The 15,306-nt window shown below is 61.2% G+C and carries 17 protein-coding genes; 16 read left to right on the forward strand and 1 reads right to left on the reverse strand.

Features of this window, described 5'->3' with window-relative positions; all coding sequences use genetic code 11:
* The first annotated feature begins 3 nt into the window (after positions 1–3).
* The 12 genes from traD (at position 4) to KH389_RS17760 (ending at position 11,797) form a co-directional block, all read left to right on the forward strand.
* On the forward strand, positions 4–2,163 hold the full coding sequence (gene traD, locus KH389_RS17705; RefSeq protein ID WP_213605954.1) for a type IV conjugative transfer system coupling protein TraD: 2,160 nt from the start codon (positions 4–6) through the stop codon (positions 2,161–2,163).
* A gap of 37 nt (positions 2,164–2,200) precedes the next feature.
* Positions 2,201–2,929, forward strand: coding sequence for a TIGR03747 family integrating conjugative element membrane protein (locus KH389_RS17710; protein ID WP_213605955.1), 729 nt, complete (start codon positions 2,201–2,203; stop codon positions 2,927–2,929).
* Between the two features lie 425 nt (positions 2,930–3,354).
* Positions 3,355–4,014, forward strand: coding sequence for a carbonic anhydrase (locus KH389_RS17715; RefSeq protein WP_213605956.1), 660 nt, complete (start codon positions 3,355–3,357; stop codon positions 4,012–4,014).
* 306 nt (positions 4,015–4,320) lie between these two features.
* Positions 4,321–4,656 carry an integrative conjugative element protein, RAQPRD family gene (locus tag KH389_RS17720; protein ID WP_213605957.1) on the forward strand — a complete coding sequence of 112 codons (336 nt, stop codon included), beginning with the start codon at positions 4,321–4,323 and terminating at the stop codon, positions 4,654–4,656.
* Positions 4,653–4,892: a TIGR03758 family integrating conjugative element protein gene (locus KH389_RS17725; protein ID WP_213605958.1), complete on the forward strand. Its 240-nt coding sequence runs from the start codon at positions 4,653–4,655 to the stop codon at positions 4,890–4,892. Before KH389_RS17720 ends, KH389_RS17725 begins: the two co-directional genes overlap by 4 nt.
* Positions 4,893–4,909: 17 nt before the next feature.
* Positions 4,910–5,281: a TIGR03745 family integrating conjugative element membrane protein gene (locus KH389_RS17730; protein WP_213605959.1), complete on the forward strand. Its 372-nt coding sequence runs from the start codon at positions 4,910–4,912 to the stop codon at positions 5,279–5,281.
* A gap of 7 nt (positions 5,282–5,288) precedes the next feature.
* Complete coding sequence (locus KH389_RS17735) at positions 5,289–5,702, forward strand: TIGR03750 family conjugal transfer protein (protein WP_213605960.1); 414 nt, start codon at positions 5,289–5,291, stop codon at positions 5,700–5,702.
* A complete protein-coding gene (locus KH389_RS17740; protein WP_213605961.1) occupies positions 5,699–6,340 on the forward strand; it encodes a PFL_4703 family integrating conjugative element protein in 642 nt (213 codons plus the stop codon). The genes KH389_RS17735 and KH389_RS17740 overlap by 4 nt, the downstream gene beginning before the upstream one ends.
* Positions 6,337–7,152, forward strand: coding sequence for a TIGR03749 family integrating conjugative element protein (locus tag KH389_RS17745; RefSeq protein WP_213605962.1), 816 nt, complete (start codon positions 6,337–6,339; stop codon positions 7,150–7,152). The genes KH389_RS17740 and KH389_RS17745 overlap by 4 nt, the downstream gene beginning before the upstream one ends.
* The gene (locus KH389_RS17750) at positions 7,142–8,659 is read left to right on the forward strand and encodes a TIGR03752 family integrating conjugative element protein (protein WP_213605963.1); all 1,518 of its coding nucleotides are present in this window, start codon (positions 7,142–7,144) and stop codon (positions 8,657–8,659) included. Before KH389_RS17745 ends, KH389_RS17750 begins: the two co-directional genes overlap by 11 nt.
* The gene (locus KH389_RS17755) at positions 8,622–9,038 is read left to right on the forward strand and encodes a TIGR03751 family conjugal transfer lipoprotein (RefSeq protein ID WP_420831944.1); all 417 of its coding nucleotides are present in this window, start codon (positions 8,622–8,624) and stop codon (positions 9,036–9,038) included. The genes KH389_RS17750 and KH389_RS17755 overlap by 38 nt, the downstream gene beginning before the upstream one ends.
* Entirely contained in the window at positions 9,038–11,797 is a 2,760-nt protein-coding gene (locus KH389_RS17760; RefSeq protein ID WP_213605964.1) for a conjugative transfer ATPase, read from the forward strand. Before KH389_RS17755 ends, KH389_RS17760 begins: the two co-directional genes overlap by 1 nt.
* 55 nt (positions 11,798–11,852) lie before the next feature.
* Here the strand turns inward: KH389_RS17760 and KH389_RS17765 are convergent, their stop codons facing one another.
* The gene (locus tag KH389_RS17765) at positions 11,853–12,110 is read right to left on the reverse strand and encodes a LasR-specific antiactivator QslA (RefSeq protein WP_150743703.1); all 258 of its coding nucleotides are present in this window, start codon (positions 12,108–12,110) and stop codon (positions 11,853–11,855) included.
* 167 nt (positions 12,111–12,277) lie between these two features.
* On the opposite strand from KH389_RS17765, the gene KH389_RS17770 reads away from it, so the two are divergent.
* The 4 genes from KH389_RS17770 to KH389_RS17785 all read left to right on the forward strand — a co-directional run bounded on the left by KH389_RS17770 (position 12,278) and on the right by KH389_RS17785 (position 15,296).
* The gene (locus KH389_RS17770; protein ID WP_213605965.1) at positions 12,278–12,532 is read left to right on the forward strand and encodes a helix-turn-helix domain-containing protein; all 255 of its coding nucleotides are present in this window, start codon (positions 12,278–12,280) and stop codon (positions 12,530–12,532) included.
* A 114-nt stretch (positions 12,533–12,646) separates the two neighbouring features.
* Positions 12,647–13,603: a TIGR03756 family integrating conjugative element protein gene (locus KH389_RS17775; RefSeq protein WP_213605966.1), complete on the forward strand. Its 957-nt coding sequence runs from the start codon at positions 12,647–12,649 to the stop codon at positions 13,601–13,603.
* Positions 13,600–14,991 carry an integrating conjugative element protein gene (locus tag KH389_RS17780; protein ID WP_213605967.1) on the forward strand — a complete coding sequence of 464 codons (1,392 nt, stop codon included), beginning with the start codon at positions 13,600–13,602 and terminating at the stop codon, positions 14,989–14,991. Before KH389_RS17775 ends, KH389_RS17780 begins: the two co-directional genes overlap by 4 nt.
* Positions 14,988–15,296: a hypothetical protein gene (locus tag KH389_RS17785; RefSeq protein WP_150782904.1), complete on the forward strand. Its 309-nt coding sequence runs from the start codon at positions 14,988–14,990 to the stop codon at positions 15,294–15,296. The genes KH389_RS17780 and KH389_RS17785 overlap by 4 nt, the downstream gene beginning before the upstream one ends.
* Positions 15,297–15,306 lie beyond the last annotated feature (10 nt).

The following is a 15,306-nucleotide window of genomic DNA, read 5'->3' on the forward strand; positions in this document are numbered from 1 at the left end:
ACCATGGCCGAACATGCGATGGAGTCCAAGCTTCGGCCGGCGGTGGAGCTGTACACCGTAGCAATCTGCTTTGCGGCGGCGGTACTGTGCCTGTACTCGCCCTGGGCCGTGGCGCTGACCCCCGAAATCGGCCTGGTCGCGGCGCTGGCCTATGCCTTGTTCGGTTTTATTCGGCTGCGCCAAGCCTGGGACGTGCTGCACTATCGGCGCAATATCCGGCGCTTGCCCCGCTACGAACTGACCAGTCGACAGATTCCGGTCAGCCGCCAGCGCTTGTTCATGGGTCGCGGCTTTCGCTGGACTCGCCTGCACACCCAACGCTTGGTTGAGGCCCAGGACCCGGCCGTGGCCCATTATGTCGATCCGCCGACCCGCTACCGCCTGGCCCGCGGGACTGAGCGGCGTCTGGAGCAGGCGCCGTTTCCGCTCTCGATACTGGCGCGGATTACCGCGTGGGACAGCGCCTACAACCCGTTGCGTCCGTTGCCCCCCGTAGGCGGTTCACCACTATTGCATGGGGTTGAGCCGGATGAGATGGAAGTCAGTTTGCCGCTGGGCGAACGGGTCGGGCATACCTTGGTGCTGGGCACTACTCGCGTGGGAAAGACACGTCTGGCCGAGGTGTACATCACCCAGGACATCCACCGTATCCAACCTGAGGTGGTGATCGTCTTCGACCCCAAGGGCGATGCTGACCTGCTCAAACGCATGTACGTCGAAGCCCGCCGCGCCGGTCGGGACAAGGAGTTCTATGTGTTCCATCTGGGTTGGCCAGAGATCTCAGCCCGCTACAACGCCGTAGGACGGTTCGGGCGGATCTCGGAGGTGGCCTCACGCATCGCCGGTCAGCTCAGCGGCGAAGGTAACTCTGCCGCCTTTCGCGAGTTTGCCTGGCGTTTCGTCAATATCATCGCCCGGGCCCTGATCGAGCTTGGCCGGCGCCCGGACTACCTACAGATCCAACGGCATGTGGTCAATATCGACGCGCTGTTTATCGAATACGCCCAGCAATTTTTCGCCAAGACTGACCCGAAAGCCTGGGAAGTGATCGTCCAACTCGAAGGCAAGCTCAACGAGAAGAACATTCCGCGGCATATGGTCGGCCGCGAAAAGCGCGTGGTGGCCATCGAACAATACCTGGCAGTGAAACGGGTCTTTGATCCGGTGCTGGACGGGCTGCGTTCGGCAGTGCGCTATGACCGCACCTACTTCGACAAAATCGTCGCCTCGCTGCTGCCGCTGCTGGAAAAACTCACCACCGGCAAGACCGCGCAGTTGCTGGCCCCCAATTACACTGATCTGGAGGATCCACGGCCAATCTTCGACTGGATGCAGATCATCCGCAAACGCGGCATCGTCTATGTCGGTCTGGATGCGCTGACCGACGCGGAAGTGGCTGCCGCCGTAGGCAACTCCATGTTCGCCGATCTGGTCTCGGTGGCTGGGCACATCTACAAACATGGCATCGACCATGGCTTGCCTTCCGCAGGCAGCAGCGCCGACAAGCTACCGATTAACCTGCATGCCGATGAGTTCAACGAGTTGATGGGTGATGAGTTCATTCCGCTGATCAACAAGGGCGGCGGAGCGGGCATCCAGGTGACGGCGTACACCCAGACCCTCAGCGATATCGAGGCGCGCATCGGCAACCGGGCGAAAGCCGGCCAGGTCATCGGTAATTTCAACACCCTGCAGATGCTCCGAGTGCGCGAAACCGCCACTGCGGAGCTGCTCACCCAACAGTTGCCTAAGATCAACGTACTGACGAAAACCTTGGTCTCGGGTGCCACAGACACCTCCGACCCCGAGGCCAACACGGACTTCACCTCGTCCTCCCAAGACCGGGTCAGCAGCACCAGCGTGCCCCTGATCGAGCCGGCTCACATCGTCAGTTTGCCCAAAGGGCAGATGTTCTCCTTCCAGGTGGGAGGGCAGCTCTGGAAAGTCCGCATGCCACTGCCCAAGCCTTCGCCGGACGATGCGATGCCCAAGAATCTGCAGGAGCTGGCTAAGCGGATGCGCTCCAGCTACAACGAGCAGGCGGGACACTGGTGGAGTGCGAGCGGGGGCGGTCCCACGCTCGACTTCGATCCGGACCGAGTCACGCCACCCCGCCCCTCTGTAGCGGTGGACACGAGTGGGCCTACTCAGGAGGTCCCATGACGATGTCGGCCCAGCGCGCCTCGCGGAGTCAAGGACGATGACTTCAGCTCAGCGCCCTCCACCGCAACCCATCCAGCGCCCTGGGCTGATCGTCTCGGCGATTAGCCTGGTCTTGCGCATTATCGGTTTGCTGATCGCCTCGTTGCTGTTCTCGATCCTGGTCGAGTTCGTCGGTCTGCTGCTGTTTTGGGGCGATCAAGGCTGGCGACACAGTCAGGCGATGCTGAGCAGTGAACTGGGCTGGCTCAGTGAGCACTTCAAATCCTCACTGATCCTGCAGCGACCTGGACAGACGGTTGTCCAGTGGCTGGACTTCCTCCGTCAATGGTTGTTAATCAACACCGGTTTTGCGGATTTCGCCCAGCAGGCGCGGATGTCGAGCCAGGACAACGGTTCGTGGGGAGGGATTAATCAGCTGTATGTGAGCATTGAGGATTTTGTCCTGGCGGCGGTGTATGTCAGCTTCACCTTTGTGGTGCGTCTGAGCATTCTGGCCCTGGCGACCCCCTTGTTTCTGCTGGCCATGTTCACCGGTTTCATTGACGGTCTGATGCGCCGCGACCTGCGCAAATTCGGTGCGGGACGAGAAAGCAGCTTTGTTTATCACCGGGCCAAGCGAGCGGTCATGCCACTGCTGATCGTACCCTGGATCCTTTATCTGTCGCTGCCCTTTTCGCTCAATCCCATGGCGGTATTTCTGCCGTGCGCCGTGATGCTCGGGGTGGCCATGGCCATCACGACGGCGACATTCAAAAAATATCTCTGAGTTCAACACGCATACTATCTGCTGAAGCGCTCAAGAGCCGAGCTAATGAGATGCCCAAGCTCTCGGGCGTAAGGAGCCGTTAGTCCCGCGTTAGTGGACAACCCCCACAGTTGGTATCGCCTTGTTCCCTGATAACAACACTTTTTTTTTATTTCCCAATCCTCAATTCTGAGCTTCCTGGCCCAATGCGTCCAGTTAGGGATGTCTATAAAAAGCGGGGCAATTCGCTCACCTTTCAGGCCAGCGAAAGATAAATGGCGGCTGCCAGGGTGCTTCGGACATCCTCCGCACGGGTCGCGGCTCGAAGTCCACCGTTGATCGAGTACAGCCAATGTGCGCGAGGTCTGCGATAATGACGGCCACAGCGGCACGATGACATATTGAATGCTCGTACCCTCATCCGGCATTCGGGTTTGGAGGACTCCATGCGTGACATTATTGACGGCTTTCTGCGCTTTCAGCGCGAGGTTTATCCGCAACGCGTCGAGCTTTTCAGGCAGCTCGCGACGACACAAAATCCGAAGGTGTTGTTCGTCACCTGCTCGGACAGTCGTGTGGTGCCTGAACTCCTTACACAGCGCGAACCGGGCGAGCTGTTCGTGATTCGCAACGCCGGTAACATTGTGCCGTCGTATGGTCCCGAACCGGGCGGCGTCTCGGCTACCGTCGAATATGCGGTCGCAGTGCTCGGCGTACAGGACATCGTGATCTGCGGCCACTCGGACTGCGGCGCAATGGGCGCGATTTCACGCTGCACGTGTCTGGACCATCTTCCGGCGGTCGCTAACTGGTTACGTCACTCGGATGCCGCGAAAGCGATAAACGCGGCGCATGAGTTCGACACGCCTCGCGCGAAGCTCGACGGCCTCGTGCGCGAAAACGTGATCGCGCAGCTGGCGAATCTTCGTACCCACCCATCGGTGGCACTCGCGCTCGAGCAGGGCCGCATGAATCTGCACGGCTGGGTCTACGACATCGAGGCGGGTTGCATTGATGCGCTTGATGGCGCGACACGACAATTCGTTTCACTTGCTGATTCGCCTACGACCGTTGCGATCGCTGCGCGCAACGGCAGACAGATGTAATAGCGAGAGCCAAGAGGGGGTGGTCGCATTACTTCCGGAATACTTCGCCCCAGCTAAGGCCAACGAAGCGGCATTGTCTCTACCGGACAAGTTTTGGAGAAGATCACCCGTTCGACGAAGCTCATTGAAAGCGGAGTCGCCCAAAGATCCTAACCACTTTTCACCAAAGCCTGAAGGGCCACATAGCTGTAAGTAAACGTCTCCAGCGCTCCCCCAGAAAAAGCGATCCACCGTCACTCGCTTTTCTTACTGAACAACCCCTCTATTAGCTCAATTCTGACCCCATATTCACATGGGGGCAGAATCATGTTGACTACCGCCTTTCGCTGCTGGTTACTGCTCTCACTGGCCGTCTTCCATGGCAGCAGCTATGCCGCCTCCGCCCAGGAGCAGGGTCAGCTCAGTCTGATGCTGCAGCAACTCGACACGATCAAACGCCTTGCCACGCGTGCCGAGGCCGCCGTCACATCTGATCCTGTCGAACGCTATCGCTTCGACTACCCCCGTTTGACCCAGGACATTCAGCGCATCCGCCAAGGGATACAGGTCTATTTGTCCCCTTCCCGCGCCCAACCGCGCGACCCTGCGGAACTGGTCGGCAACTACCGCCTCGACACTCTGCCCGCGGAGCCCTCGCCATGAGCATGACGGCTTCACAGACCGCCGCGTTCCAAATCGCCTCCGGCTTCTCAGCCCAGAGCAGTTCGATGCTCTGGCTCTCCCTGACGCTCGTCCTGGCGTTGCTCTGGTGTACCTGGGTGATGTGGACGGCGTATCGGGGTTGGGCGGCTGGCAGCGTGCGTTTCGGTGCGTTTGGCGGCAGTGCCACGCGGGTCGTGCTGGTGTTGCTGGTCCTGATGCTTTTCACCCTGTCTTAATCCAGGAGATCGCCGTCATGCTTAAGTGCTTTGCCACCCTGAAAAACAACCTGCGGGATCGTGCCAGCCAGCGTCTGATCGGTCTGTTGTTGGTGCTCGGTCCAAGTTTGGCCATTGCCGCACTGCCGACCATGGAAGCCCCTTCGCGGGGTGAAGGCACGGGCTTGATCGAGACGATCAAAAACTACGCCTACGACGGCGGCATTCTGCTCGGTCTGCTGATCGCCCTGCTCGCTTTTTTGGGGGTGGCTTGGCATTCACTGACCGTGTATGCCGATGTGCAGAACCAGCGCAAGACCTGGAAGGACCTCGGTGCGGTGGTCGGCATTGGGGCCCTGCTGGTGGTGATCATCCTCTGGTTCCTGACCAAGGCTGCCGCGATTTTGTGAGGTCGACATGAACGACACCATCGAATGCCTCGCCGACGGCACCTTGGTCTTTCTGCCAGAGAGGCTCAACCGGGATCCGGCGGTACTGCGCGGTTTAACCAATGATGAGATGTGGCTCGCCCTGTGTTCCGGCGCAGTCCTCGGGCTGATCTTGGGTGTTCCTCTGGCGCTCGCCACCGCTTCGATTGCCGTGGTACCGACCAGCATGATCGCCGGCATGGCGTTGGTGCTCTTCGTCGGTGGCACGCTGCTGCGGCGGGCCAAACGCACCCGCCCCGAAACCTGGTTGTACCGCCAACTCGAATGGGTTCTGGCCAGCCGCTGGCGCTTGGGCCGCGAGAGTTTGATCCTGCACTGCGGCGCTTGGACCATTCGCCGTTCGCGTCGCCTGCGCCCCGCCCTGTCGCGGTGGCAGCCATGAGCCGCTTTCGGAACAAGGTCGATGCCCAGCAGGCGCATATCGTCAGCCTGCGCCTGGCACTAGCGATTCTGGCCTTGATCTGTGCCGGACTCTGGTATGGCTGGCGCTCAGCACCGACCGAGCTGACCGTGCATGTCCCTCCGGATCTGCGCTCGGGCAGCACTCGCAAATGGTGGGATGTGCCCCCGGAAAACGTCTATGCCTTTGCCCTGTACATCTTCGGTCAGCTTAACCGCTGGCCCTCGGATGGCGAGCAGGATTATCGCCGCGCGATCTACAGTTTGGAGGCCTACCTCACTCCCTCCTGCAAGACCTTCCTCGACGGTGACTACGTATACCGCCAGGCCGCCGGCGAGCTGCGTCAACGGGTACGCGGGGTCTATGAAGTGCTGGGCCGCGGTTACAGCGAGGATCCGGCCTTACGGGTCAAGCAACTCGACCGCGACAGCTGGCTGGTCACACTCGACCTGAATGCCGACGAGTATTACGCCGCGGAACCGGTGAAACGGGTGGTGGTGCGTTATCCCTTGCGCGTGGTGCGGTTTGACCTAGATCCCGAACGCAACAAGTGGGGGCTGGCGTTGGATTGTTACCAGGGCACGCCGCAAAAACTCTCCCTACCCGGAGGTGAGCCATGAAACGAAGGTTAGCAATTGGGGCCGCCGTGCTCTTGGCGCTGTGTGGAGGCCTGGCGCAGGCCGTGGAGCTGATGCGCTGGGAGCGCCTGCCCCTCGCCATCCCATTGGTGATTGGTCAGGAACGGGTGGTCTTTGTCGACGAGGACGTTCGCGTCGGCCTGCCCTCATCACTCACCGGCAAACTGCGCGTGCAATCCACCGGCGGCACGCTGTACCTGCGAGCAGCGGAGGCGATTGCCCCGACCCGATTACAGCTGCAGTCGGTGGCGACGGGCGAGATCATCCTGCTGGATATCGCGGCCACCCTGGGCGAGCAAGCGCTGGAACCCGTGCGAATCCTCCAGAACGCTCGACCACAGGCCACCGGCGGCGAACCGAGCACCGCCCCCATTGCAGAACGCACACCGATCCCGGTCGCCTTGACCCGCTATGCCGCACAAAGTCTCTACGCGCCGTTGCGCACCGTCGAGGCCCTGCCCGGCGTACGGCGGGTGCCGCTCAAGCTACGTACCGAGCTGCCGACCTTGCTGCCAAGCGAACACGTGTCTAGCACACCCCTCGCTGCCTGGCGACTCGGTGATTACTGGGTGACCGCCGTGAAGTTGCGCAACCGTGGTTCAGCAACCGTGCAACTCGATCCCCGCTGGCTGCAGGCCCGGCTGTTTGCCGCCGCCTTTCAGCATGCCTTCCTCGGATCGCTCGGCAGTGCCGAGGACACCACGGTCGTCTATCTCATCACCCGCGGCGCAGGCCTCGAGCACGCCATTTTGTTGCTCCCACCCCCTGCGCGAGGTGATGACAATGAAAGCTAATGCGTTGCTCAAGTGGCTGGTACCGGGGGCACTGCTGGCCGTGGTGCTGATCATCCTGAAAACCTGGGTCGCGAGCGGTAGCTCGCCCGCTCCGGAGAGTCCGCTTGATCAGGGCAACCTCCAACTGTCCGCCGAACAAGCCAAGTCGCTCGGCATCGCGGGCGATACCCCTCGCGACACGGTCGCCACCCTAGTCGGCCAGGTGAAGGCGATGCGCAGCGACATGCTCAGCCTGAAGAAGAACAACGACTCGCTGCAGACAGAGAACAACCGTCTGCGTGAACGGGAAAACAGTGTCGACTCGCGTATCCAGAGCGCACTCGGCAGTGTGACCCAGCAGGTCGACGAAGGCCGCCGCCAAGCCAACGACGCTCGCCTCAAGGCGGAACAAGACAGCCGGCAGGCCCAGGGTTTGCTGACCCAACTGCAGGCGCAGTTGTCCGGCCTGACCAGCAAAAACCAGGATTTGCCGGTCGGCCTAGGACTGCAACCGGGCGATGGGGCGCAGTTCGACAGGCATGGTCCGGCCAGTGAGACAACCCAGTGGATTGAGCCCTCGGACACGTTGCCCGCCGACACTCACAACAAAGAAAAAAGCTCCTCCGGGCTAAACTTTCCCCGCGCCTTCAACGCGCTGGAGGGTCTGGGCGACAACGCCATTGATCGCAGCCAGAAACAGTTGCGCGCGGTCACTAAGGGTGAGCGCGACCTGGCACGCTCCGTGGAGCGTAGCGAGGGCGCGAAGCCGATCTACACCATTCCTGAAAACGCGACCTTAATGGGTTCGGTCGCCATGACCGCATTGATTGGCCGGGTCCCGGTGGACGGTACGGTGAATGACCCCTACCCCTTCAAGGTGCTGGTGGGTCCGGAGAACTTGACCGCCAATGGCATCGACCTGCCGGAAGTGGCCGGTGCCGTGATGAGCGGCACCGCCTCCGGTGACTGGACGCTGTCCTGCGTGCGCGGGCAAGTCGAGTCGATCACCTTTGTCTTCAACGACGGCACCATCCGCACCGTGCCGCAGCCGCAGGCAGTGGCCAACCGCAATGCGTCTACCCCCCAGAGTTCGAACACCGACAAAATTCGCGGTGGGCTCGGCTACCTGTCCGATCCATATGGTATTCCGTGTATCGCTGGCGAGCGTCGCTCGAACGCCCAGCAGTACCTCGGCAGCCAGAGTTTGATCACCGCCGCCGGGGCCGGGGTCGCTGCCCTGCTCGAGAATGAGCGGAACAACAGCAGCGTGATCAACGCAGGCGGCACTACGCTCGGGGTCACCAGCAGCACGGGCAACAATGCACTGAGTTCGATCCTCAGTGGCGGGGTCAGTGATATCCGCGAATGGGTCAAAAAACTCTATGGCGAGGCCTTCGCCGCGGTGTACGTCCCTCCTGCCGCGCAGGTCGCCCTGCACCTCGACCATGAAATCACCCTCGACTATGAGCCTAACGGCCGGAGCGTTCGCCATGAACCATCGCATGCCACTCTGCCTGACCTGGATTAGCCTGCTCTGCATGGTCCTGGTCGGCTGTTCCACCGACAAGGAGACGCTCATGCCCCATGGTGAGCAAACCATGCTGGACATCTGGAATGGCGCCGGCTCGCAGGGCACTCAGCAGCAACTGCTGGAGGTTCGGCAGCAATTACGCCGCCCCCTGACTCAGGGGGAGCTTTCTTCGACTGTGCAAGAGCCCTACACCCGTACGGCGGAGAACGAGATTCGTAGCCTGTTCCCGCGCCTACCCAATCCCGATCTGCTGCTGTACGTCTATCCGCATTTAAGTGGCACCGAGCAGGCGCCGGTCCCGGGGTACTCGACAGTGTTTCCGTTCTACCAGCGTGTGCAGTACGCGCTGCCCGGCGAACGTCAGGAAGACCTGTAATGCGCAACGACAAAGCGGACAACCGCGCTCAGGGCTGGAAAGCCTGGCGCAATCCATTGCGCCCTCGCGCCACCGTGGCCGATGAAGCCGCGCTCTACGCGCACCACCCCAGCTTCACCGATCACCTGCCTTGGGTCGAATACCTAGAGACCGAACAGTGCTTTCTGTTGGAGGACAATCGCTCGGTGGGCGCGGTGTTCGAGCTGCTGCCCCTCGGCACCGAAGGCCGCGAACTCGACTGGCTGATGGCGGCGCGCGATGCCCTCGAGGATGCCCTGCAGGACAGTTTTGACGAGCTGGATCAGTCGCCATGGGTGGCGCAGTTTTTCTGTCAGGATGACCATGACTTCACTTCCTACCTGAACCGGCTCACGAACTATATTCGGGACAGCGCACGCGGCACCGTTTTCACCGAGGCCTACCTGGAGCTCAGCCGCCGCCACCTGCAGGCCATCGCCAAACCTGGTGGACTGTTTGAGGACAAGGTGGTCACGCGCCTGCCCTGGCACGGCAATAACCGGCGGATACGGCTGGTGGTCTATCGCTGGCTTGAGTCTGACGCTGAAGGGACGGGGCTCACGCCGGTGCAATCCCTGCAACAGACCTGCGAACGGATCAGTGCCGCACTGCAGGCCTGTGGAGTGCACACGGTGCGGGTCGACGGCCGGGGGCTTTACGCCTGGCTGTTGCCGTGGTTCAACCCTGCACCCGAGCTCACCGATGAGGCACCCGAGGCGTTCTATCAACAGGTGGCCTACCCGGCATCGGGCGACAGCGAGTCGCTGGCACTGCCCTTCGATCACGACTTCGCCGAGCGGTTGTTCTTCAATGAACCGCGTTCGGATGTGCAGCGCGGACTCTGGTATTTCGACGCTCAGCCCCATCGGGTGCTGGTGGTGGATAAATTGCGCCGCGCCCCCTTGATTGGCCAACTGACGGGGGAAACTCGCAAGGGCGATGCGGTGAACGCGCTGTTCGACCAGTTGCCGGAAGGCACGGTGATGAGCCTGACCCTGGTGGTCAAACCGCAGGATGTGCTGGAGGAGCAGTTGAGTCGGCTGGCCCGTAAAGCCATCGGGGAAAACCTGGCCTCGACCCAAACCCGCCAGGATGTCGACGAGGCGCGGACAATCATTGGCCGCAAACACAAGCTGTACCGCGGGACGTTGGCGTTCTACCTGCGCGGTCACGATGAAGCGCAATTGCACCAGCGCTCGGTCAGTCTGGCCAACGCGTTGTTGGGGGCGGGGCTACAACCAGTGCGCGAAGGGGATGAAGTGGGGGCCTGCAACAGTTACCTGCGCTGGCTGCCGATGGCCTATAACCCGGCGCGTGATACACGAAATTGGTACACCCGCCTGATGTTTGCCCAGCACCTGGCTAACCTGGCGCCGGTCTGGGGTCGCAGCACGGGCACCGGCCATCCGGGCATCACCTTGTTCAATCGCGGCGGCTCGCCCTTGAGCTTCGACCCTTTGTCTCGCCTGGACCGGGCCATGAACGGCCACCTGCTGTTGTTCGGCCCGACCGGTGCGGGTAAGTCGGCCACCCTGGTCAGCCTGCTGATGCAGGTCATGGCCGTCTACCGCCCACGGCTGTTTATAATCGAGGCTGGCAACTCGTTTGGTTTGCAAGGCGACTACTTTGCGACGCAAGGCCTGTCGGTCAACAAGGTTCAATTGAAACCGGGCGCCGCAGTGAGCCTCGCGCCCTTTGCCGATGCCTGGCGCTTGGTCGAGCAAGCGGACCAGGTGGCGAGTCTGTCGGTCGATGAATTGGACGATGAGACCGCCAGCCATCGCGAAGACCAACGCGATATTTTGGGCGAACTGGAAATCACTGCGCGCCTGATGATCACCGGCGGCGAAGCCAAGGAAGACGCGCGCTTGAGTCGCGCCGATCGCAGCCTGATCCGCGAGTGCATTCTGGATGCCGCGCAGACCTCCGTCGCCGCGGGCAGGCAGGTCCTGACCCGCGATGTGCGCAATGCCTTGCTCGGCGTCGCCGCCGATCCACACTTACCGGAGAAGCGTCGCGAACGTGCCCAGGAAATGGGTGAGTCCATTGACCTGTTCTGCCAGGGTTTCGAGGGTGAACTGTTCGATCGCACGGGGACCTCCTGGCCCGAGAGCGATGTGACCCTGGTTGATCTCGCCACTTACGCCCGTGAAGGTTATGAAGCGCAGCTGTCCATCAGTTACATCAGCCTGATGAACACCGTGAACAACCTCGCCGAGCGCGACCAGTATCTGGGACGGCCGATCATCATGGTCACCGACGAAGGCCATATCATCACCAAGAACCCGTTACTGGCGCCGTTCGTGGTCAAGGGGACGAAAATGTGGCGCAAGCTCGGCGCCTGGTTCTGGTTGGCCACGCAAAACCTGGCTGACTTCCCCAATGCCGCACAGACCATGCTCAACATGATCGAGTGGTGGATTTGTTTGAACATGCCACCGGCGGAGATTGAGGAGATCGCTCGGTTCAAAAAGCTCACGCCAGCGCAAAAAGCCTTGTTGCTCTCGGCCAGCAAGGAGCCCGGCAAATACACCGAAGGCGTGGTGCTGTCGAAAAAGCTCGAAACCCTGTTCCGGGTGGTGCCGCCCAGCCTCTACCTGGCTTTGGCCATGACCGAGCCCGAGGAAAAAGCCGAGCGCTGGAGCCTGATGCAGGAGCACCGCTGTTCGGAGTTGGACGCGGCCTACCGGGTCGCGGCACGGATCGATAGCGCCCGCGGCATCGATCCAGATCCACCATAGGAACGTCTATTCAGGCCCCTCGCGGCTGAGCCAGGGCAAGGGCAAGGGCAAGGGACTATTGCGCTACACCGCGCAGTCGTTGCTGAATCCGCAATAGAAACCCAGCTTCAAAGGCATCCTGATCGTCACCGACAGGAAAGGTCTTGCGCGCTTGCGCCAGTGCCCACCACAGCGGAGTCTCGCTGCTGCTCTCGAGCCACGCGTGAGCGCAGTGCACGCCCTGCTCGATCATCGACGCAAACTCACTGCCCCAAGGGGTCTGAACACTTGGGTAACCATCCGCAGCAGGAATTGAAATCAAGTTTTCGTCCATAGGCACCTAAATGTTCATTATGTAGCTAGAAGTAGGAGTCGATAAGACCACCGTAACGCCAGAAAATTCACGCTCAATGTCGACAATGATGATCAAGTAGCTTAGACCATTTCAAATGTAGACTATATCCCGTGGATTGAGAGTCTCTCAAAGCGCAATTTGCGCGCATGGCTCAAGACTACGAACAACTTCGCGTGCAACTGGCGGAGAACATCCGCTTGATGCGGCGCGTGAAGAACCTCACCCAAGAGCAGTTAGCGCTCATGGCTGATGTGGATCGTACCTACGTCAGTCAAATCGAACGCAGCACGGGCAATCCGTCGCTGATGGTCCTGTGCAAGCTCGCCAATATTTTGGGCATCACCACCGATCAACTGCTGATCGAGCCCAGCGCCCTGCAGCAGATGATGCACGCCGACTAATAATCGTCGCGATCGCCCCCGTGTAAACCGATCTTGCGGTTCTCGCATTTAGCGCTGACAGCCCGCATGGGGTCGTCGAACCTGACCAGGCTTTTCACCTCAAGAGCCTGAATCATGCCTGCGTCCTCCGCTCTGAATGCCTACTCTGAACTGCGCTCGTGGGCACTGAGCCTACTGCTGGTATCTGGCCCCAGCTTAGCGCTGGATAGCGCCCGCATCACGGCTTCCGCGCTGTCGCCAAACTGTCTCGAATACCGCGTCGTCGGTCTCTGCTTTTGGCTGTTCTGTACGCCCTTTGGCTGCAAAGTCAAAACCTCGACCAAAGTTCGGCATTTCATTCCTGAACTGGTTGTCTCCAGCTACGCCACCACCGGCAACAACCCGTGGACCGAAATGGCCGCCCTCTCCAGCCCGATTAGCGGTGCAGAGGGCGGCGGCAACTTGATCACCCCCAACACCCTGCGTGACAACCTACCCCGCTTCAAAAATGTCGATGGCATCGGCCACCCCGGTGGCGTGGTCGCGACGCAATTGGCGGCGCAATCCGGCTATGCCTGTGCCATCGGTGCCACCGCGTTTCAGCCGTACTACCTGAGCACCCTGGACTCTTTGGCTTGGCGTCGCGGGATTCCGGAAAGTGTTTATCCCGAATCCCTCACCCCTGGCGTGCGCGAAATCGGTCAGCAGGCTTTGGGAAATATGTGGGGCAATGTCTATCCCCGTCAGGGCTTTCTGGTGCAGCCCGATGACTTCAAGGCCGCAGCCGTCATGGCGCAGCGAGCCGGTGATGTCATTACCCGTCACGGACAGCCTCATGTGTATGTACCGATCACGCCCGCGCCAAGCGACGGGTACTGGCCGCCGGGTCCGATCGTGGAAAACGAGGCCTCGACCCACAAATGGCAATTGCTCTCCCCCCAAGTACAGCCCACCTGCGCCATTTTCCCCAGCGAGCCAATGCAGAGCGCCGATGGCGGCTACGCCTGGTCGCTGTGGCGGCCCTATAGCTGCTGCAAACGTGAGGGGCAGACCTTCCTATTCAGCCTCGACTTTGAAGGCGGTGCATCATGAATCACCCCCTCACACGACCGGATATGGGCGCGATGCGTCTGTTGCTCTGCGGGTTGTTGGTCATGGCCACCCTTGCCCGCGCTGCCGAAGACGATTACCGCCTGGGCACTCAGGGTGATGTGCTCGATGACCGGGTGATGTACACCATTGGCGGCGGCTCGGCGGTGGGCTCACCGAGTTCGTTCTACCGCCCCAGCGGTCTCGGGATCGGCGGCTCCTGGCGAGCGAACCTGATGTGCGGAAACATGAGCCTGAGCAATACCCTGCAAAACCAGTTGAACGGCGCCACCGAGGGTTTTCAGCAAATCATGGGCAGCATTGTGCAGAACGCGACCCAGGCCGTGATGTCACTTCCGGCACTGATCATCCAGCGCGCCAACCCCGGCCTCTATGAGTTGTTGAGCAACGGGGTGATGCAAGGGCGCATCGACTTCGACCGCTCCAAACTGACCTGCCAAACCATGGCCGAGAAAATGGCGGACAAGGTCGGTCCCGCCGGTTGGGGCGCACTGGCCAAGAACCAAGAAATGCAGAGCCATCTAGAGCAAACCGGCGGGGATGCCGTGGCCGCGGTGAACAATACCGAAGCACAGAACGGTAACCACGGGGTGTCCTGGGTCGGCGGGCAGAAGGCTGGCGGCAGCGGACAGACGCCGATCCGGGTGACCGCCGACGTGGTCCGCGCCGGTTACAACCTACTGCATAACCGGTCGGTGACGGACAGCGCGTCGATCAGTAGCCAAGACTGTCAGGGCGGGGCCATTTGTCAGACCTGGGCGTCGCCCCAGGAGGAGTCCGAGTGGGCCGTTCGCGTCTTGGGCGAGACGGAGGTCGCGACCTGCGACAGCTGCGAAACCTTGCGGGCGACCGCGGGCAGCGGCTTGACGCCGCTGATCCAGGAAGCCTACAGCGAGCGGCTGAAAACCTTGCAACATTTGCTGTCCGGCTCTCTCCCGACTACCCCTGACAACTTGCTCAAGGCCTCCAGTCCGATGCTGCCGGTCACCCGCCGTGTCATCGAAGCCCTGCGTGACGATCCCGATCAGGATCTACTGGCCCGACGCTTGGCCAGCGAGACGGCCTTATCCAGCGTGCTCGACAAAGCCCTCCTACTGCTACGCACCCTGTTGGCCGGTAGTCACGATCCGAACATCGCTGCCGCCGAGCCGGGCCAAAACGCCTTGACGAAAAACATCGACGCCCTAGAACGCGAAATTCGCCTGCTGCAAACCGAACTGCAGGTCCGACAGATGTTGGCCACCAACACCGCCAGCCTGGTCCTCGATCGGCATGCCGGGGGGGCCGAGGCCTCACGCACCATCGAGCAAGGTGATCCCGAGCCGGGCCGGCTCAATCACGCCGACGCCGACGCGGCAGTGACACCATGAACCGCTCACGGCTGCTCACGCTGCTCTCGGCGTTGGGAGTTGCCGCGGTGATGCTTCTGGTCGCCTCCCTGGTCACACAGCTCGGCAGCATGGCGCTGGGCAGTGTTGATACCTGGCAACACGCGTTCGAAGCGACGCGACCTTATTTACGGGTATGGCGGGTTCTGCTCTACGGCGCCCTGTTTGCCCTCTGGTGGGACCTGCTTCGGCGCTACCGCCATCGACCAGCAGATCGACTGCGGGTGCAGCGCATCGGGACCATGGGGCTCGTGCTCGTTACCTTTGTCGAACTCACCCGACTGTGAGGCCACGGCC

Source organism: Pseudomonas qingdaonensis, from assembly GCF_018398475.1.
Classification (GTDB): Bacteria; Pseudomonadota; Gammaproteobacteria; order Pseudomonadales; family Pseudomonadaceae; genus Aquipseudomonas; species Aquipseudomonas palmensis.